This window comes from Acinetobacter sp. ABJ-A23_2 (genome assembly GCF_044538765.1).
GTDB classification, from domain to species: Bacteria; Pseudomonadota; Gammaproteobacteria; order Pseudomonadales; family Moraxellaceae; genus Acinetobacter; species Acinetobacter nosocomialis_A.
In genome coordinates this window covers 1-17,826 of the sequence record NZ_JBIUCP010000011.1, presented here as the reverse complement: position 1 = coordinate 17,826, position 17,826 = coordinate 1, and the positions used below count along the sequence as shown (strand labels likewise).

Sequence of the window (17,826 nt, the reverse complement as noted above, 5' to 3'; positions counted from 1 at the left end):
ATTTCATAATGATCTTTTTAGAACCAGAACAATATCAAAAAAATTGTGTTCAGCTTTTTAACTCCTATCAAAAGGATATTTCCACCCTTCTCCCATTTGCCAAAATTGAGCATATTGGTTCATCTGCAATACCGAATGTAATTTCAAAAGGTGATCTAGATATTTATATTGAAGTTATGCCTGAGCAATTTGAGTTTGCAATAGAGCAATTAAAAAAGCTTAATTTTATAGAAAAGCAAAATACATTAAGAACCGATGAGCTTTGCATGCTCGAATCACTCAACAACGATGATGTTGCATTTCAAGTTGTAGTAACCGATTCAGTATTCACATTTTTCTTAACATTTAGAAATAAGCTTATAGACTCACCAAGGTTGGTGAAAGAATATAATCAATTAAAATTAGCGTGTAGCCATTTAGACCATGATCAATATAGAACAATAAAATCAGATTTTATTAACCGCGTCTTAAATCATCCCTAATTTAAGTGCCCTATTTCTTTATGAATATCTGACTAAAATTGGCTCCTGCAAGCGTGATTTTTTTGGTACCATTCACTATTTGATTCTGTTTAAATTTTCTTTGTCTATGACCTCTTCTTATCGTCAACAACTTCAAGCTAAAATTGATCGCATTACTACTCAATTTTCTGAATTTACACCGCCTACATTAGAAGTGTTTGAATCACCTGAACAACATTTCCGTATGCGTGCTGAGTTTCGGATCTGGCATACAGAAAATGATATGTTTTATGCCATGTTTGAACGTAACGATGAAGACAAGCAAAAAACAGTTGTTCGCATAGACGAGTTTCCTATTGCAGACAAAAGCATTAATGATTTAATGCCTCGCCTTTTAGCAGAGCTCAAAGCAGAACCTTTACTTTCACAGCGTTTATTTGAAGTTGATTTTCTCGCAACACTTAGTGGAGAAATGCTAGTTACCCTGATTTATCATCGTAAACTTAATCAGGAATGGGAACAAGCAGCTAAAGCACTTGCTGAAAAACTAAATATTAAAATTATGGGCCGTAGCCGTGGCCAAAAAATTGTGATTGGCGATGACTTTGTTGTAGAAGAGTTTGATCTTTTAAACCGTACATTCAAATACAAACAAATTGAAAGCAGTTTTACCCAGCCGAATGCTCAAGTTTGCAAAAAAATGCTGCAATGGGCATGTGATGCAGCTGAGGGTTCTAAAAAACACTTACTAGAACTTTATTGTGGTAACGGTAACTTTACCCTTCCATTATCACTAAAATTCGAACGCGTACTTGCTACCGAACTTGCTAAATCATCAGTTTATGCGGCTCAATGGAATATTGAACAAAACCAGATCGATAATATTCAAGTAGCTCGCCTATCAGCTGAAGAGTTTACTCAAGCCTATCAGGGTGAGCGTGAGTTCCGTCGTCTGCAAGAAGCAAATATTGATATTCAGAGCTACGACTTTGATACCGTATTTGTAGACCCTCCGCGTGCAGGAATTGATGATGAAACTTTAAAACTTTTACAAGGTTTTGAGCGTATCATCTACATTTCATGTAATCCTGACACTTTATATGAAAATTTGAAAACGCTGACAAAAACTCATCGAGTGACTAAGTTTGCTTTATTCGATCAGTTCCCTTATACGCATCATGTTGAGTCAGGTGTATTACTTGAGAAGATTTAAACAAAATTTTTCAATGTAACACTATTTTATAAGGAGATTAAATATCTCCTTATTTTTCAACATTTTTTAATTAAGTATTTAAATTTTAAAAAAATATCAAGTCATCTATTCGTCATAATTTCGTTTAACTCAACTATTACTATCGAAAATTCTCTAGTTCAACTGGTGGATTTATCACTTATAGAGGCTTGTATTTTAATTTAAATTGGCTATATTTCGATCTATGTTAGGTTGTATATGAAGGCTCTATGAGTTTTTGGCAAAAGCTGTTCTTAGCAGATCAACAGCATAACGAGCATAAGAATCAAACTGCTTGTGTTGAAAATGACTGCTCATGTAAAACTAATGAACAACTTCTAAGTGCGCTCGCACAAGCAACAGATGAAGATGTCATTATGGGAATAAAAAAAGTTCTTATTTCCCGTGGGTATAGCCGAAAAGAGTTAAATGAACTCATTCAAAAACCATCTATTCATTAATTATAAAGCCAGTCCTGTACTGGCTTTTTTACATTTTATTTGGCTGCACAATTTGCATGACTGACTAAACCAATAATAGGTCCCATATAAAATTTTCTATCATTACGGTTATTCTTTTGCAAATAGAGACTAGAGATAGAACCATCAAGATAAAGAGCTTGTTCTACTTTTAAATTCTTTTGGAAAAATTCAGCGAAATTATAAAAATTCACTCTATTTTTAGATATCACAAAATACAGCTTATTATTTTTTATACCTACTCCATTACGTATTTTCTTTGAATCGCTATTTGCTAGAAATAAGGGATTTATTTTGCCATTCATTACTAACATAGGACCAGATTGAGTCGCATAATCCGGTTGAAAAGCCTTTGCTTTATATTGTTCAGTTGTCCATATAACAGCTTGTCTTTTATTCCATGCTAAAACCCCATTAGGCGGCAAAAAGAAGTTTCCCCACCCGCTATCCTCATTTAATGCTTGAATAACGTTCCCTTGTTCAATATACAACCCTACCGGAGAAAAGTCGGAATGAAACATTCCTGCATTCATTGCAAAAGTGAGCTGTTCACATGATTTGAGTTGGTGCTGAATATTGTCGAAGCTTTTATAATATTGATTATTTTGTGGATTCTTCAAAAACAGGCGTAGTTGATTTAAATTAGAAATTTCAATGACTTCAAATTGATCATCTGCAGCATTTTCAATTTGTCGATACTCTACTGCTAAAGCAGATTGCACAAAGACTATAAGGTTCATAATACACAGTATTAATATTTTCATTAATGACAAACCTCATATGTCATTTTCTGTTCATAAGAACACTTTATTAAGTAAAAATGCTTTTATGTGATGTATACCCGAAAGTCGCCTATTCCACCTAATCAATACACTAGAACACAACTATATTCGTTATAATAGTGAACAGCTTTTAATAAAAGTGATCAAAACTTTATTGGATCAGCGTGAATATGCAACAAACAAATAAACGCTACCCTTTAGGGGCTCATCTTATTGTAAAACATCTCGGGTATAGCCATCATGGTATCTACGCTGGGAGAGGTCGAGTTATTCATTATTCGGGCCTAGCACATTTCATCAAAAAACGTCCCATTGAAATCACATCAATAGATGCTTTTTCCCATGGCAAAAAAATTCATGTACGTTCTTATGATGCTCCACGTTACAAAGGAAAAGTTGTTGTACGACGTATGCGCTCACGCATGCACGAAAACCATTATCATTTGATCATTAATAATTGCGAACATTTATGTAGTTGGGCAATTACGGGTATAGAAAGCAGTACCCAAGTTGAACGTATGATGCATCGTCTAACTACAATAGGCTATGTAAGTTCAATCATGAGTTATATGAATGGCATGATGTTGACCGTTGCAACTACCTGCTTTGCTCTTGTTCTTTATATTAAAAAGAAATTGCGTGATCAGGCAAAAATGAAAGTACCAACTTATCAATTTTTAAGAGAAAAAGCCGAAAAAAGAAATGTAGATCCTTCTCCACCTTTAGTTTTTATAGAACCAGATAAAAAAGAACCAATCTAATTAAAAAAGTCCTCATCATTGAGGACTTTTTTTAGAAAACTTACAACTTATTTTTTAGCTGCACTAGCTGCTGTTGCTTCAGTCGTAATGTTTACAGTGATCTTATCACCTACATTCGGTACATAGCTGCCTAGACCGAATTCAGAACGATTGAATGAAGTTGTCGCGTTGAAACCAATCGCTGGAACTTTTGCCATTGGGTGTTCACCCTGTTTGTTTAAAACAGCGTCAAGTACAACTGGCTTAGTCACACCTTTAACAGTTAAGTCACCAGTAATTTTGAAGTGCTTTTTGTCTTTAGTTTCTACTTTCGTACTTTTGAAAGTGATATTTGGGTATTTAGCTGCATTAAACCAAGCTTCTTGTTGGAATTCTTTATCTAAAGCAGGTACGTTTGTATTTACGCTGCTTAAAGGAATTGTCACATTTACAGAAGAATTTGCTGGTTTAGCATTATCAACTTTAATTACACCTTGGATGTCCGAGAAGTTAGCGCTTGGTGTTGAAAAACCAAAGTGATTCCATGAGAAAACAGTCGCCGTATGCGTTGGATCAATTTTATAGTCCACTGGTGCAGCTAATGTAACTGTACTAGCTAATGCCACTGCCAAACCGAAGCTTAATGTCTTAAGATGCATTTTTCGTATCCTTTATTGATATAGTCGTTAGTGTATACATCAAGTAATTAAATTCACTATTCTTTATAAAACGATATGTTTCATCCATGCAACAATAAAAGCGTTACAGTTGTTATTCAAAACCCATATTATAAAGTATAGATATTTTTCTATTCGAAACCTTCAGATTTATTGGTTTTTACTTCGATTTTATTGATAAATAACAAGGTAAAACATGGTTAACACTGTTCAAGCACAAAGCACTTCTACTCCTTACCGAGTAACACTTACCGATCCATCTGGTCATCAATGGTTTGGAGATGAACCAACTGCTAAAGGTGGACAAGATACAGCTCCAAATCCAGTTCAGCTTTTACTATCAGCTTTAGGTGCTTGTACCACCATTACTTTAGAAATGTATGCAAGTCACAAAGGGATTAAGCTTGAGCATGTACAAGTCGATTTAGCCTTAAATCCAAATGGTGATCCTGAAGCAGGTCAAAATAATATTGAACGTAAAATTACGCTAAAAGGCGAATTTACTGAAGATCAACATAAACGTCTTTTAAAAGTTGCTGAAAGCTGCCCGATTCATAAGTTATTGACTTCGAATATTTCGATTCAAACTGAGCTTAATATTTAAGATTTATAAAAAAAGCGCCCTACTTAGGACGCTTTTTCTTCTGCTTAGTTAAATCATTAAGCAGTTAATTCTTTTACCGCAGCTACTACAGCTTCAGTTGTAATACCAAAGAATTGGAACAAGTCTTTCGCTGGTGCTGACTCACCATAAGTTGACATACCAATTACTTTGCCATCAAGGCCAACAAACTTCCACCAGTAGTCAACATGAGCAGCTTCTACAGCTACACGTGCACGGATATGAGCTGGTAATACAGCTTCACGATATGCCGCATCTTGTTTCATGAACTCTTCTGCACATGGCATAGAAACAACACGAACACCTTCAAGTTGAGCATAAGCTTCCATTGCTAAAGAAACTTCAGAACCAGTAGCAATAATAATTGCCTTCAACTCACCTTTCTCTTGAGCAAGAACATAACCACCTTTTGCTGCATTCTGAATTTGTTCTTCAGTACGCGTTTGGAAAGGCAAGTTTTGACGAGAGAAAATAAGTGCTGTAGGACCGTCTTTACGCTCTAAAGCAGATTTCCATGCAATTGCTGTTTCTACAGTATCAGCAGGACGCCAAGTGTTTAAGTTTGGTGTACCACGTAAAGAAGCAATTTGTTCAATCGGTTGGTGTGTTGGACCATCTTCGCCTAAACCAATTGAGTCATGTGTATAAACATGAATTACACGTTGTTTCATCAATGCAGACATGCGCACTGCGTTACGTGCATATTCCATAAACATTAAGAATGTTGCAACGTAAGGAATGAAGCCGCCATGTAATGCAACACCGTTAGCGATTGCAGTCATACCGAACTCACGTACACCATAGTACACGTAGTTACCAGCTGGGTTTTCTTGAACACCTTGGCAACCTTTCCAAAGTGTTAAGTTAGAACCAGCTAAGTCCGCAGAACCACCTAATAATTCAGGTAATAAAGGACCAAATGCTTGTAATGTGTTTTGGCTTGCTTTACGAGTTGCTACAGTCTCAGCTTTAGCATTTGTCTCACGAATAAATGCGTCTGCTTGAGCTGAAAACTCTGCTGGTAAATCACCGCTAATACGACGAAGTAACTCAGCTGCTTCTGTTGGATATTTTGCTTGGTATTGAGTGAATACTTCATTCCAAGCTGCTTCAGCTTCGTTACCTTTTGCTTTAGCATCCCATGCAGCATATACATCAGCAGGAATAACAAATGCTTCTTCAGTCCAGCCTAAAGCTTCACGAGTCAAGGTAATTTCATCTTTACCTAATGGCGCACCGTGACAGTCTTCTTTGCCTTGTTTGTTTGGAGAACCTAAACCAATAATTGTTTTACAAATAATGATCGTTGGTTTTTGAGTTTCTGCTTTAGCTTCAACTGTTGCTTGACGAATAGCATCAGCATCATGGCCATCTACACGAAGAACTTGCCAACCATAAGCTTTGAAACGCTCTTCAGTGTCATCACTGAACCAACCTTCTACTTCACCATCAATTGAAATGCCGTTGTCATCATAATAAGCAATCAATTTACCAAGCTGTAAAGTACCTGCCAATGAACATACTTCGTGAGAAATACCTTCCATTAGACAGCCATCACCCAAGAAACAATAAGTGAAGTGATCAACTACTTTTAAGTCATCTTTATTGAACTGAGCAGCTAAAGTCTTTTCTGCCAACGCAAAACCAACAGCATTTGCAATACCTTGACCTAAAGGACCAGTCGTTGTTTCAATGCCTGGTGCATAACCATATTCAGGGTGACCAGGAGTTTTTGAGTGCAATTGACGGAATTGTTTTAAATCTTCAATTGAAAGATCATAACCTGTTAAATGAAGCAAAGCATATTGCAACATTGAGCCATGGCCATTTGACAAAACAAAACGGTCACGGTTTGCCCATTGTGGATTAGTTGGGTTGTGATTTAAAAACTCGCGCCAGACGACATCAGCAATATCTGCCATCCCCATTGGAGCACCTGGATGCCCTGAGTTTGCCTGTTGCACAGCATCCATTGCCAATACACGAATTGCGTTTGCAATACGACGTTCGTTTAAAGGGGTCGTCATAGATCAGAATCCAATTTTAATAGATTGATGAAAAGAAGAAGATGAATAACCATTCAATGCCGCTATATTGTCTTAAAAAAACGTCTAGGGGTAAACCCCAACACTGTATATTTCTTTATTTTTAACCATTTCTTGGTTACTCAAAAAACATTTAGATTCTTAAGTTGCATGAAACAATGCGTTTTATCGCTATTCTTTAATGAACTGTTGTAGGCATTTGATGTTTATAAAAAGCATATAAAGATGAATTTATCTTTCTTATTTGTACTATTTCACTTCACAGTTTAAATTTTGTTGATTAATTTTTCGCAAAATCAAATGCTTAAAATTTATGCGTTATGAGCGTCGTCTTTTATAAAAATAATTAATTATCAGATGACTATATCAATTTCACTGATACACTTATCAATTAAAACATAGTAGAAATGAAATAAATTCATGCTTTTTAGTCAGTATGAACTGGTCCTCAAGCTCAAGTCGATGTAACATATTATGTCTTTTTGAAATAACCAAGATAGGACTTTCATGCGCGAGTACGCTGTTTTTACCTCGGAATCTGTAAGCGAAGGTCATCCCGATAAAATGGCCGACCAAATTAGCGACGCTATTTTGGATGCAATCTTAAAAGAAGACCCATACGCACGTGTTGCTTGTGAAACACTGGTAAAAACAGGCGCTGTTGTACTTGCAGGTGAAATCACAACTACTGCGAATATTGATGTAGAAGCTGTTGTTCGCCAAACTGTTAACGGTATCGGCTATCACCATTCAGATCTAGGATTTGATGGTTCAACTTGTGCAGTCATCAACATGATTGGTAAACAATCACCAGAAATTGCACAAGGTGTAGATCGCCAAAAACCTGAAGATCAAGGTGCCGGTGACCAAGGTTTAATGTTTGGTTACGCAAGTCGTGAAACTGACGTGCTTATGCCAGCTCCTATTTCTTACGCTCACCGTTTAATGGAGCGTCAAGCTGAACTTCGTCGTTCAGGTGCATTACCATGGTTACGTCCAGATGCAAAAAGTCAGGTAACTTTTGCTTATGAAAATGGCAAACCTGTCCGTTTAGATGCTGTAGTACTTTCTACTCAACATGATCCTGAAATTAGTCAAGCTCAGCTTAAAGAAGCTGTAATTGAAGAAATTATCAAACCGATCATTCCTGCTGAAATGTTCCATGCTGCTACTAAATTCCACATTAACCCGACTGGTATGTTTGTTATCGGTGGTCCAGTAGGTGACTGTGGTTTAACAGGTCGTAAAATCATCGTTGATACTTACGGTGGTATGGCTCGTCACGGCGGCGGTGCATTCTCTGGTAAAGATCCATCTAAAGTAGACCGTTCAGCTGCATATGCTGGTCGTTATGTTGCTAAAAATATTGTTGCGGCTGGTCTTGCTGACAAATGCGAAATTCAGGTGAGTTATGCAATTGGTGTTGCAGAACCGACCTCTATTTCAATCAATACTTTCGGTACTGCAAAAGTTTCTGATGAGTTAATTATTCAATTAGTACGTGAACATTTTGATTTACGTCCATTTGGTATTACTCGTATGCTTAACTTAATTCAACCAATGTATAAGCAAACAGCTGCTTATGGTCACTTTGGTCGTGAAGGTTCAGATTCTGCATTTACGTGGGAAAAAACTGACAAAGTTGAAGTACTTAAAGATGCTGCGGGCCTCTAAGTCCCATATATTAAAAGCCCGCTTAATGCGGGCTTTTTTATTATTTTTATATGTTGTTAAAACTAAGCAATAAGCTAACCAACACACATTATTGAATAAGTATGTAGCAAATTAAGCACTACTACTGTTTCGTAGTTTTATCACCTTCATTTAGTACATCCAACAAAGTCGATTGCGTAGGCGTATCTTGATGATTCTGGATATAAACATGGACAACTTTGAATACAACGACTACAGCTAGACAAGCCATCACACAAAACATCCATAACCCATACGGGCTTCGAATATGGTGTGAACCACAATACGGACATGATTTATCTGTTGATGCCACGACTTTGTCACAACATGCACAATGATATTGATATAGCATAGGTAACCCTCCTTCCCTCACTTCAACCGTTGTTGTTTTAATAGGTTTGCTACAATTTTTAATTTATACATCCTTTATATTTATCCTATGTGAAATGAAAAGAGAATTCAATCTGAATGAACAATGCGTTCATTTTTAAAAAATTTAAATTATACAAAGAGATAAATTAAATATTATTTTTTCTGTACTATTTTTCTTATTTTGATATTTTGCTGAATTTGTTAAAATACATGAATAGTTTATTTTCTAGGCCAATCTATGTCACACACACAGCTCATTAATAAAGGTGGCTTTCGTGAAAGAGCCAATAGAAGCCAAAAATATCAACAGTCTGAAAACAAGCAAGCAAGTCTGCCTTCAAACAAGTATCAACCTCAAACCAAGTCAGAAGAAAATCAAACTGTAGCAGCTCCAGCTGACATGGATACTCCTAAAACTTCAGATGAATAACGCATATAACATTAAAAAAGGCCTAAACATTTAAGATTTAGGCCTTTTATCTTTTATATAAGGAATTAATTAATCCTTATTTTTATGTTCAATTTTCTTGTGGTCTGGGGTGACTTCTCGTGCTTCACCATCAATAATGCTTGAATCGCCACGGTATTGACCGCCACCTTGTTGACCTTGCATGTCCTGCATTTGACGCATTAAATCAGCAAATGGATTTTGACCAGCGCCAGCACCACCCATGCCTCCCATCATTTTTTCCATCATGGCTTGCTGACGCTTTGCAAGTGTTCTCATTGCGATATTACGGAACGCAGTTTGTACGCCCGGAATTAGAATTAAGAGCGCTAAAACATCCGATACCAATCCAGGCACCATCAATAAAAAACCTGCAAAAGCATATGCTAGTTTTTTAGTCACAGCTGGATCACTGCCTAATTGCCCAGTCATCTGCATTTGTTGTAATTGCGGCATAATACCAGCCGTACTTTTACGAATAAGCGTTAGACCAATAAAGAAAGCAATAATGAACCAGAAAAACACATACCATCCACTGATGAACTGTGCTACGCCAATCCATACGGCAATTTCAACAATCGCGCCCAGAACCACAATAAGAAGTAAATTCATGTAAAACTTTATCTATCTCAAAAAGAAAATTCATTGCAGGTGTCACCATCTAAACCGTAAACCATTTTCAGTTGGAAATAGGATTAAAAAGGCTGTAAAGCTTAGACAATGTTTTCTTGTAACTTCAAATCACCGCTAAACCAACATTCTGCAATACTATCAATAAGACTGATTCTAAATTAATAAAATAGCCATACTTTATTATTAATGAGTGCTATAACGACTTTATCAAGTGTTTTTTCTACAAGATTGCATTTTTTTCAAAAATTAGCCGTTTTTTTATCTATTATCGACATTTTTCTAAAATCTAACTTACATTTTTGATATCTAATATTTGATCCACTCAAGTTACATTAATTAGCTAAACTTTAAATTTAATTTTATAAATCGCATGAATATTAAAGCTATCTTATTGGTAACAAGCACTCTTCTTATTTCTGCCTGCTCACCTTATATAGTCACAGCAAATCCAAACAATAGTGCTTTAAAAGCAGATGAAAAAGCGCAGAAAATTAAAGACATCTTTGAAGAAGCACATACAACTGGTGTTTTAGTTATTCAACAAGGTCAAACACAACAAAGCTATGGTAATGATCTTACTCGAGCTTCAACAGAGTATGTACCGGCTTCAACCTTTAAAATGCTTAATGCTTTAATCGGCCTTGAGCACCATAAGGTAACCACAACAGAAATATTCAAATGGGATGGAAAAAAGCGACTCTTTCCTGAATGGGAAAAGGATATGACGCTAGGCGATGCTATGAAGGCTTCTGCTATTCCAGTTTATCAAGATTTAGCTCGTCGTATTGGACTTGAGCTCATGTCTGCTGAGGTAAAACGTGTAGATTATGGTAATACTAATATTGGCACCCAAGTCGATAATTTTTGGCTTGTCGGCCCTTTAAAAATTACGCCTCAACAAGAAGCACAATTTGCCTATAGATTAGCTAACAAAACCCTTCCATTTAGTCAAAATGTACAAGAACAAGTTCAATCCATGCTTTTCATAGAAGAAAAAAATGGAAATAAAATATACGCAAAAAGTGGTTGGGGATGGGATGTAGACCCACAAGTGGGTTGGTTAACTGGCTGGGTGGTCCAACCTAAAGGGAATATTGTAGCATTCTCTCTCAATTTAGAAATGAAAAAAGGAATACCTAGCTCTGTTCGAAAAGAGATTACTTATAAAAGCTTAGAACAATTAGGTATTTTATAAAATTACACTATGCCCCAGTTCAGTTTTTCCTATATTGAACTGGGCCATTGTCTAACAAAAAATTTGATAATTTACCCATCAACAGGTTCAAATGGTGTATTTAAAATTAACTGATAAAAAGCAGCATCTAACCATTGTCCAAACTTAAAACCTACCTGTTTAAAAGTACCAGCATGTGTGAATCCCATTTTTTCATGGAGGCCTATACTGGCTTGATTTGTCGCATCAATACAACCAATGAGTACATGAAGCTGGGCTTCTTGAGCTCGCTGAATTAACGCTTGCATTAAAACTTTACTCAAACCACAGCCACGATGTTCATGATGAATATAGATACTATGCTCAACTGTATACTTATAAGCTGGAAAAGCCCTGAAAGTTCCCCAACTGGCAAATCCTAATAATTTACCCGATTCATTTATAACCCCAATGATAGGGAAATCATTTTCTCTTTTTATAGAAAACCAGGTTTGCATTGAAGCAAGCGAACGCGGTACATAGTCATATAGAGCAGTAGAATTAATAATTGCCTCATTGAGAATCTCTAATATAGCTGCCGCATGTTCTGCTTCATTACAATCAATTAAACGAAAATTAGATTCGAGGGAATAGTTCATGAAGATTCCTTAAGAGCAGACACAAGTTGATTAGAGACGACTAAAATATAGCGAGCGACTTGTGATGAATTATTGCTGTATATAACAGGTTGATCTAATTGCATAGCCAAGCAATCCCCTTGACCTAATGCATAAGAATTTTCACCTAATTGAATATCAATTTGCCCTTCAACTACCCAAAGTTGCTGTTGTACCACTTTAGAGCTTTCACTCATTTCATATGTAATTCGAGAATGAGGCGGAAATTCAATTTCAACAATTTGAAATGGTAGTTTTAAATTCGGTGGTGATACGGTACGGCGAACATACCCAGTTTCCGGATCTCGCCACTCAGCTTGTTCATTTCGGTGAATAAATGGTTGAGGAGATGGACTAGTTGCTTCATTCGTGAAAATTTGAGTTAAAGGCACTTCAAGTCCATTGGCTAGTTTTTCAAGCACGACTGCTGTTGGACTCGCTTCCCCTCTTTCAATTAAAGAAATTGCCGAACGACTGACTTGGCATCGGGCTGCAAGTACGTCTAAAGTATACCCACGTGCTAAACGTAACTCTCGTATACGATGTGCAATTCGTATATTGATATCGTCCATTCATCAGACTCTATTCCACAATTATAGATAAGTATTCCACTAAAATAGAATTACATCAAATGATTTTAAAAATATAATTTGGTACGATAAAAACCGAAAAATAACCATTCATCACAGCATTCTTTAAATTACGCATGCAGAACCGTTTTGGCTATGTAACAATACTCTCTAAACTATTTATACAAGTCTTCATATGGCATTGATTATTGGAATTGACCCAGGTTCACGCTTAACAGGTTATGGAATCATTGAAAAAGATGGTAGTAAACTGCGTTTTGTCGATGCCGGTACAATCCGAACAGAAACTCAAGAAATGCCAGAGCGCTTAAAGCGTATTTTCGCTGGCGTTGAGCGAATTGTGAAATTTCATGGCCCAACAGAAGCTGCGGTTGAACAAGTTTTTATGGCACAAAACCCAGACTCTGCCTTAAAACTAGGACAAGCCCGTGGTGCTGCCATCGCCGCATTAGTTAATTTAGATTTACAAGTTGCAGAATATACTGCCCGTCAAATTAAACAATCTGTAGTGGGTTACGGCGCCGCAGATAAAGAACAAGTACAAATGATGGTTATGCGATTACTTAATCTGACCATTAAACCGCAATCCGATGCAGCCGATGCCCTTGCGGCTGCCATTTGCCATGCTCATGCATCGGGAAGTATGAGTAAACTTTCGGTCTTAAATGCTTTAGGTGGTATGGCACGTGGACGAAGCCGCTCGAGTAGCCGTAGACGTTAAAGCTTTATTGATTTACAACCTGAGTAATTGCCTGATTCATTTCATAAGCTTGCAAACCACGCATGCCGTGTTTTGCAAGTTCATCACCTGCTTGGGCATGCAGGGTCACTATCTCATGTAATGCAATACCTTTGTGGAACTGGGCTTTTAAGCTCGCGATCATACCTGCTAATACATCCCCCATTCCACCAGTTCCCATACCAGCATTACCTTGGGTACAAATGTACAAGTTATTCTCTAAAATTAAGCTACCAGCCCCTTTAAGCACCCATTGACCCATATATTTTTGTTGCAACGCATAAATTGCAGCAATTCGGTCATTTTCAATTTCCGCTGTAGAAGAACCCAGTAACGTAGCAGCTTCTCCTGGATGAGGTGTGGCATAAATATGAGTATTTAACTTCTCAGGCTGTTTAGCCAGAAACCATAATGCATCCGCATCTAATACAACTTCCAAATGCGAGGCGTGATTTAGGAAATTAAACCATTGCTGATAAATTTGCTGTGCCCAGTTATCGCGGCCTAATCCCATTCCAAAACATACTGCATTGACTTGAGACAAAATATCTTTGATGTCCTTTTCTTCGAGCTCATTAATATCACGGAGCATAATATTAGGAGCTCGTGACAAAATGGCCTGATGGTGGTTGCGATGACAAATCACAGTCACTTTACCTGCCCCCGCATGAAAAGCAGCTTCAGCAGCCATAATGACAGCGCCACCCATTTGCTCATGCCCACCAATCACCACGACATGTCCATAACTTCCTTTATGTCCAAACGCCATACGTTTAGGAAGTTTAATACTTGTAGGTGTCAAATAAGCTAAAGGTTTTAGCTCTTGATCTACCGGAATTAAATTAACTAAATGAACTTGCCCTGCGTACTCTTTACCTTGCCCAGTAAATAATCCTGCCTTAAGACCTAAAACAGTAAAAGTATGGTCAGCTTTTATTGCTGAAGGTAAGACACGTCCTGTATTTGCGTGCAAACCACTGGGTATATCAATCGAGATTTTTAGACCAACTTGTTCATTAAATTGTTGAATAGCATTTTGCCAATAATCACTTAACTGACGGTTTAAACCAATCCCAAATAATGCGTCAATATGGCAATCAAAGGTTTTACTCACCTCAAAACTTTGATGAATCTGAACATCATTTTCCTTCGCAAAATCGACAGCATGGTGTAAATCAGTTGAGTCACCCAACTCAGCCGCAAATATCTCTACATGAAATCCAGCTTGTTTCAAATAACTCGCTATAAAATAACCATCACCTGCGTTATTCCCCTGTCCGCACCAGACGGCAATCTTCTTAGTGGCATGATTTTCAAAAAGTACGATGAGCTGTTGAGTGATTAACCAAGCTGCTTGTTGCATTAAGCCTAATGATGAGTTTTGCGCAGCAAACCAGCGCTGCTCCCATGCTCGAATATCATCGCTATGGTAAACTACCGCCTGCATATTATTATCCTCTTGCATTTTGGTTTATGACATCTTCCGACACATCACGCATTGCAGTGCAACAAATTGATCCACATGAATTAAAAGCATGGATCAAAGCTCAAGCATTAGACTTGGGTTTTGCTGATTGTGTCATCGCAAAACCAGATGCTCAAGAGCAAATGCCACGTTTTTTAGAGTATCTTGAACGTGGTTATCATGCAGATATGACCTATTTAGAAGAAAATCTAGAAAAACGAGCTGATCCGACCTTATTAGTTCCGGGCACAAAAAGTATTATTTGCGTACGTATGAATTATTTGGTGGAATCGCCAAAGCCACGATATGTACCGCTTGAACCGAACTCAGCCATTATCGCGCGTTATGCACGTGGTCGTGATTACCATAAGGTGATGCGTGGTAGATTGAAAACTTTAGCAACACGAATTCGTGAAAAAGTAGGAGATTTTGAGTCACGCCCTTTTGCTGACTCGGCGCCTATTTTTGAAAAATCACTGGCTGAAAGTGCTGGGATGGGATGGACGGGTAAACATACTTTGCTCATTCATAAAAAGTCGGGTTCTTTTTTCGTTTTAGGTGAATTGTTTACATCACTCGACCTACCTTTTGACGAACCTGCAACAGCACACTGTGGTTCTTGTAGCGCGTGTATCGATATTTGCCCAACGCAGGCGATTGTCGAACCTTATATGTTAGATGCTAGACGCTGTATTGCTTATCTAACAATCGAATATAAGGGAATTATTGCTGAGGAATTACGTGCAGGCATTGGTAACCGAATTTTTGGTTGTGATGACTGTCAATTAATTTGCCCATGGAATAGCTTTGCAAAAACAGCTTCTATTACCGATTTTAATCCTAGACATGGTTTAGATAATATTAGTCTGCTGGATATCTGGCAGTGGGACGAAGCCACTTTTTTAGCCAATACAGAAGGCAGTCCAATACGCCGTACAGGTTACCAATCATTTAAACGCAATATCGCCATTGGTTTAGGTAATGCACCGTACTCCAAAGAGATTGTAGATCAACTACACAAAGGCAAAAATTTACATGACGAAATCGTTAATGTGCATATTGATTGGGCAATTGAGCAGCAACTTAATCAACTTCAGCTATCAAATTAAAAAAATGATGTTTTTTGCCCTATAGCTTTAATACGAATTCTGTATGATTATGTACAGTGAATTAATGCCATCATCATGGATATGACAATGACTCTACGTAATGATTGGACTCGTGAAGAAATCCAAGCTCTATATGAACAACCTTTTTTGGATTTAGTTTTTAAGGCTCAACAAGTACACCGTGAGCACTTCACTGCCAATACAATTCAGGTCAGTACCCTTTTATCGATTAAAACGGGTAAATGTCCTGAAGATTGCAAATATTGCTCTCAATCTGCACATTACGATTCAAAATTAGAAGCAGAAAAACGTATTGCTGTAGAAAAAGTAATTAGCGAAGCAAAAGCTGCAAAAGATTCAGGTTCTTCTCGTTTTTGTATGGGCGCTGCTTGGCGTAACCCACATGAACGCGATATGCCGTATGTTTTAGAAATGGTACGTGAAGTTAAAGCATTAGGTATGGAAACCTGTATGACTTTAGGTATGCTTAACCAATCACAAGCAGAACGCCTAAAAGATGCTGGTTTAGATTATTACAACCATAACCTTGATACTTCTCGTGAGTACTATTCTCATATTATTAGTACTCGTACTTTTGATGATCGTTTGAATACACTTGATTATGTGCGTCAAGCAGGTATGAAAGTATGTAGTGGTGGTATTGTTGGTTTAGGTGAAAGCCGTGAAGATCGTATCGGTCTATTACATGAACTAGCGACCTTACCTATTCATCCAGAATCTGTGCCAATTAACATGCTAGTTCCAATTGAAGGTACACCACTAGCTGATGTTGAAAAACTAGATGTCATTGAGTGGATTCGTACAATTGCTGTAGCACGTATTGTTATGCCACATAGCTATATCCGTTTATCAGCAGGTCGTGAATCTTTAAGTGATTCAGATCAAGCTTTAGCATTTATGGCAGGTGCGAACTCTCTGTTCTCGGGCGATAAATTGCTTACCACTCCAAATGCAGGTGAAGGTAAAGACCAAGCATTATTTAACAAACTTGGTTTAACTGCTGAAAAGCCAAAACCAACTGTTTCTGACCTATCAGTAGATGCAATGAGTGCTTAACAGCATCAAGAATAGAAAAGCCCTGATCATTCAGGGCTTTTTCATTTATACAGAAGTGACTAATATTCCATAAGTAGCATTCAGAAAGGTTCCAACTCGAATAATATCCCTACCTGCCGCATGTGTAACCGATAATTCTTGGCTCAATACATCAAACTGAAAAGATTCAAAAACATCTTGGTGGTTTAAAAGCCATAGAATGGTATCTGAAATATTTTCATCCGCGATATAAGTCAAAGCTTTATAGTCTTTGCTCATGAATAACTCTAATAAAAAAACCAAGTAAATTTTATCCGAGATATTCAGAGCTTAAAAGAAATTTCCTTAGGCAGCTTTAGGGTTTACCAATGAGTGACCTGACAACAAGCTAGTTAACGCCTTAGGTGAAAACTCTAAAGAAAGTACATGACTTTTTAAGTTGATCGAGTGTCTACTAATCAGTGGTAACAGCCCTTCTTCAGTTTCTAGAACATACTCATCAACAATATTTAAAATGCCTTCTAAATTCGTTGTACTAGATGCCAAGTCATGGCTAAAGACATCATAAATTGTCTGTAAGTTAAACGTTGTATTCTGTTCTGTAGGATGTTTAAGTAAATAGTCTTTTAAAAATAAGACTAATTTATGAGCAAAGAAAAAATAATTTGGTTTATAACTGTATTTCATGCTGTTCATGGAAACAAACTCCAGACGATCTTTTATTGAATTACAACTAAAACACTAGGAATTAAACCTTAAAAAATTCTTAAAAAAATTAATATCTTTAAGCAATATAAACAAAACAATTTTATCATTAAAAAAACAATCACTTAAGTAAAGAAGAAAACATAAATT

General features: G+C 37.0%; 21 protein-coding genes. 11 read left to right on the top strand and 10 right to left on the bottom strand.

Annotated features, from left to right (window positions below; genetic code table 11):
* Positions 1 to 8 precede the first annotated feature (8 nt).
* The 3 genes from ACH63V_RS05860 to ACH63V_RS05850 all read left to right on the top strand — a co-directional run bounded on the left by ACH63V_RS05860 (position 9) and on the right by ACH63V_RS05850 (position 2,153).
* Positions 9 to 482 carry a GrpB family protein gene (locus tag ACH63V_RS05860; protein ID WP_396462975.1) on the top strand — a complete coding sequence of 158 codons (474 nt, stop codon included), beginning with the start codon at positions 9 to 11 and terminating at the stop codon, positions 480 to 482.
* Between the two features lie 106 nt (positions 483 to 588).
* A complete protein-coding gene (gene trmA / locus ACH63V_RS05855; protein WP_396462974.1) occupies positions 589 to 1,674 on the top strand; it encodes a tRNA (uridine(54)-C5)-methyltransferase TrmA in 1,086 nt (361 codons plus the stop codon).
* A 248-nt stretch (positions 1,675 to 1,922) separates the two neighbouring features.
* Positions 1,923 to 2,153, top strand: coding sequence for a hypothetical protein (locus tag ACH63V_RS05850; protein WP_002050077.1), 231 nt, complete (start codon positions 1,923 to 1,925; stop codon positions 2,151 to 2,153).
* A gap of 35 nt (positions 2,154 to 2,188) precedes the next feature.
* Here the strand turns inward: ACH63V_RS05850 and ACH63V_RS05845 are convergent, their stop codons facing one another.
* Positions 2,189 to 2,935: a phosphodiester glycosidase family protein gene (locus ACH63V_RS05845; protein ID WP_396462973.1), complete on the bottom strand. Its 747-nt coding sequence runs from the start codon at positions 2,933 to 2,935 to the stop codon at positions 2,189 to 2,191.
* Positions 2,936 to 3,123: 188 nt separating this feature from the next.
* Here ACH63V_RS05845 and ACH63V_RS05840 point away from each other — a divergent pair, with 188 nt between their 5' ends.
* The gene (locus ACH63V_RS05840) at positions 3,124 to 3,714 is read left to right on the top strand and encodes a lecithin retinol acyltransferase family protein (protein WP_396462972.1); all 591 of its coding nucleotides are present in this window, start codon (positions 3,124 to 3,126) and stop codon (positions 3,712 to 3,714) included.
* A 47-nt stretch (positions 3,715 to 3,761) separates the two neighbouring features.
* On the opposite strand, the gene ACH63V_RS05835 is transcribed toward ACH63V_RS05840, so the two are convergent.
* A complete protein-coding gene (locus tag ACH63V_RS05835) occupies positions 3,762 to 4,352 on the bottom strand; it encodes a YceI family protein (RefSeq protein ID WP_087605545.1) in 591 nt (196 codons plus the stop codon).
* A 214-nt stretch (positions 4,353 to 4,566) separates the two neighbouring features.
* Here ACH63V_RS05835 and ACH63V_RS05830 point away from each other — a divergent pair, with 214 nt between their 5' ends.
* Entirely contained in the window at positions 4,567 to 4,974 is a 408-nt protein-coding gene (locus ACH63V_RS05830; protein ID WP_396462971.1) for an OsmC family protein, read from the top strand.
* A 56-nt stretch (positions 4,975 to 5,030) separates the two neighbouring features.
* Here the strand turns inward: ACH63V_RS05830 and tkt are convergent, their stop codons facing one another.
* On the bottom strand, positions 5,031 to 7,019 hold the full coding sequence (gene tkt / locus ACH63V_RS05825; RefSeq protein WP_396462970.1) for a transketolase: 1,989 nt from the start codon (positions 7,017 to 7,019) through the stop codon (positions 5,031 to 5,033).
* Between the two features lie 525 nt (positions 7,020 to 7,544).
* On the opposite strand from tkt, the gene metK reads away from it, so the two are divergent.
* Positions 7,545 to 8,711, top strand: a complete 1,167-nt coding sequence (gene metK, locus ACH63V_RS05820; RefSeq protein ID WP_396462969.1) for a methionine adenosyltransferase — start codon at positions 7,545 to 7,547, stop codon at positions 8,709 to 8,711.
* Positions 8,712 to 8,832: 121 nt separating this feature from the next.
* On the opposite strand, the gene ACH63V_RS05815 is transcribed toward metK, so the two are convergent.
* Positions 8,833 to 9,081, bottom strand: a complete 249-nt coding sequence (locus ACH63V_RS05815) for a hypothetical protein (RefSeq protein ID WP_263613561.1) — start codon at positions 9,079 to 9,081, stop codon at positions 8,833 to 8,835.
* A 258-nt stretch (positions 9,082 to 9,339) separates the two neighbouring features.
* Here ACH63V_RS05815 and ACH63V_RS05810 point away from each other — a divergent pair, with 258 nt between their 5' ends.
* On the top strand, positions 9,340 to 9,531 hold the full coding sequence (locus ACH63V_RS05810) for a hypothetical protein (RefSeq protein ID WP_396462968.1): 192 nt from the start codon (positions 9,340 to 9,342) through the stop codon (positions 9,529 to 9,531).
* A gap of 69 nt (positions 9,532 to 9,600) precedes the next feature.
* On the opposite strand, the gene ACH63V_RS05805 is transcribed toward ACH63V_RS05810, so the two are convergent.
* The gene (locus tag ACH63V_RS05805; protein ID WP_263613559.1) at positions 9,601 to 10,161 is read right to left on the bottom strand and encodes an FxsA family protein; all 561 of its coding nucleotides are present in this window, start codon (positions 10,159 to 10,161) and stop codon (positions 9,601 to 9,603) included.
* Between the two features lie 391 nt (positions 10,162 to 10,552).
* Between ACH63V_RS05805 and blaOXA the strand changes: the two genes are divergently transcribed.
* Complete coding sequence (gene blaOXA, locus ACH63V_RS05800; RefSeq protein ID WP_396462967.1) at positions 10,553 to 11,377, top strand: OXA-51 family carbapenem-hydrolyzing class D beta-lactamase; 825 nt, start codon at positions 10,553 to 10,555, stop codon at positions 11,375 to 11,377.
* A gap of 71 nt (positions 11,378 to 11,448) precedes the next feature.
* Here blaOXA and ACH63V_RS05795 read toward each other — a convergent pair whose 3' ends face one another.
* Together ACH63V_RS05795 and ACH63V_RS05790 are read right to left on the bottom strand one after the other, a co-directional pair.
* The gene (locus ACH63V_RS05795) at positions 11,449 to 11,994 is read right to left on the bottom strand and encodes a GNAT family N-acetyltransferase (RefSeq protein WP_396462966.1); all 546 of its coding nucleotides are present in this window, start codon (positions 11,992 to 11,994) and stop codon (positions 11,449 to 11,451) included.
* On the bottom strand, positions 11,991 to 12,584 hold the full coding sequence (locus tag ACH63V_RS05790) for a helix-turn-helix domain-containing protein (RefSeq protein ID WP_396462965.1): 594 nt from the start codon (positions 12,582 to 12,584) through the stop codon (positions 11,991 to 11,993). The genes ACH63V_RS05795 and ACH63V_RS05790 overlap by 4 nt, the downstream gene beginning before the upstream one ends.
* Before the next feature lie 193 nt (positions 12,585 to 12,777).
* Between ACH63V_RS05790 and ruvC the strand changes: the two genes are divergently transcribed.
* A complete protein-coding gene (gene ruvC / locus ACH63V_RS05785; protein ID WP_002121356.1) occupies positions 12,778 to 13,323 on the top strand; it encodes a crossover junction endodeoxyribonuclease RuvC in 546 nt (181 codons plus the stop codon).
* Positions 13,324 to 13,327: 4 nt separating this feature from the next.
* Here the strand turns inward: ruvC and ACH63V_RS05780 are convergent, their stop codons facing one another.
* Positions 13,328 to 14,788, bottom strand: coding sequence for an NAD(P)H-hydrate dehydratase (locus ACH63V_RS05780; RefSeq protein WP_396462964.1), 1,461 nt, complete (start codon positions 14,786 to 14,788; stop codon positions 13,328 to 13,330).
* Between the two features lie 26 nt (positions 14,789 to 14,814).
* On the opposite strand from ACH63V_RS05780, the gene queG reads away from it, so the two are divergent.
* Positions 14,815 to 15,915, top strand: coding sequence for a tRNA epoxyqueuosine(34) reductase QueG (gene queG / locus ACH63V_RS05775; RefSeq protein ID WP_396462963.1), 1,101 nt, complete (start codon positions 14,815 to 14,817; stop codon positions 15,913 to 15,915).
* Positions 15,916 to 16,002: 87 nt separating this feature from the next.
* A complete protein-coding gene (gene bioB, locus ACH63V_RS05770; protein ID WP_002049782.1) occupies positions 16,003 to 16,992 on the top strand; it encodes a biotin synthase BioB in 990 nt (329 codons plus the stop codon).
* Between the two features lie 45 nt (positions 16,993 to 17,037).
* Here bioB and ACH63V_RS05765 read toward each other — a convergent pair whose 3' ends face one another.
* Complete coding sequence (locus ACH63V_RS05765; protein ID WP_002050123.1) at positions 17,038 to 17,250, bottom strand: hypothetical protein; 213 nt, start codon at positions 17,248 to 17,250, stop codon at positions 17,038 to 17,040.
* A gap of 66 nt (positions 17,251 to 17,316) precedes the next feature.
* Positions 17,317 to 17,667, bottom strand: coding sequence for a hypothetical protein (locus ACH63V_RS05760; protein ID WP_263613554.1), 351 nt, complete (start codon positions 17,665 to 17,667; stop codon positions 17,317 to 17,319).
* Positions 17,668 to 17,826: the final 159 nt, after the last annotated feature.

Coding starts and splice junctions, on each gene's coding strand:
- ACH63V_RS05835 (WP_087605545.1), bottom strand. CDS start 4,352: ATGCATCTTAAGACATTAAGCTTCGGTTTGGCAGTGGCATTAGCTAGT.
- ACH63V_RS05805 (WP_263613559.1), bottom strand. CDS start 10,161: ATGAATTTACTTCTTATTGTGGTTCTGGGCGCGATTGTTGAAATTGCC.
- ACH63V_RS05810 (WP_396462968.1), top strand. CDS start 9,340: ATGTCACACACACAGCTCATTAATAAAGGTGGCTTTCGTGAAAGAGCC.
- queG (WP_396462963.1), top strand. CDS start 14,815: ATGACATCTTCCGACACATCACGCATTGCAGTGCAACAAATTGATCCA.
- bioB (WP_002049782.1), top strand. CDS start 16,003: ATGACTCTACGTAATGATTGGACTCGTGAAGAAATCCAAGCTCTATAT.
- ACH63V_RS05815 (WP_263613561.1), bottom strand. CDS start 9,081: ATGCTATATCAATATCATTGTGCATGTTGTGACAAAGTCGTGGCATCA.
- blaOXA (WP_396462967.1), top strand. CDS start 10,553: ATGAATATTAAAGCTATCTTATTGGTAACAAGCACTCTTCTTATTTCT.
- ACH63V_RS05840 (WP_396462972.1), top strand. CDS start 3,124: ATGCAACAAACAAATAAACGCTACCCTTTAGGGGCTCATCTTATTGTA.
- trmA (WP_396462974.1), top strand. CDS start 589: ATGACCTCTTCTTATCGTCAACAACTTCAAGCTAAAATTGATCGCATT.
- ACH63V_RS05860 (WP_396462975.1), top strand. CDS start 9: ATGATCTTTTTAGAACCAGAACAATATCAAAAAAATTGTGTTCAGCTT.
- ACH63V_RS05760 (WP_263613554.1), bottom strand. CDS start 17,667: ATGAACAGCATGAAATACAGTTATAAACCAAATTATTTTTTCTTTGCT.
- ACH63V_RS05830 (WP_396462971.1), top strand. CDS start 4,567: ATGGTTAACACTGTTCAAGCACAAAGCACTTCTACTCCTTACCGAGTA.
- ACH63V_RS05765 (WP_002050123.1), bottom strand. CDS start 17,250: ATGAGCAAAGACTATAAAGCTTTGACTTATATCGCGGATGAAAATATT.
- tkt (WP_396462970.1), bottom strand. CDS start 7,019: ATGACGACCCCTTTAAACGAACGTCGTATTGCAAACGCAATTCGTGTA.
- ACH63V_RS05850 (WP_002050077.1), top strand. CDS start 1,923: ATGAGTTTTTGGCAAAAGCTGTTCTTAGCAGATCAACAGCATAACGAG.
- ACH63V_RS05795 (WP_396462966.1), bottom strand. CDS start 11,994: ATGAACTATTCCCTCGAATCTAATTTTCGTTTAATTGATTGTAATGAA.
- ruvC (WP_002121356.1), top strand. CDS start 12,778: ATGGCATTGATTATTGGAATTGACCCAGGTTCACGCTTAACAGGTTAT.
- metK (WP_396462969.1), top strand. CDS start 7,545: ATGCGCGAGTACGCTGTTTTTACCTCGGAATCTGTAAGCGAAGGTCAT.
- ACH63V_RS05780 (WP_396462964.1), bottom strand. CDS start 14,788: ATGCAGGCGGTAGTTTACCATAGCGATGATATTCGAGCATGGGAGCAG.
- ACH63V_RS05845 (WP_396462973.1), bottom strand. CDS start 2,935: ATGAAAATATTAATACTGTGTATTATGAACCTTATAGTCTTTGTGCAA.
- ACH63V_RS05790 (WP_396462965.1), bottom strand. CDS start 12,584: ATGGACGATATCAATATACGAATTGCACATCGTATACGAGAGTTACGT.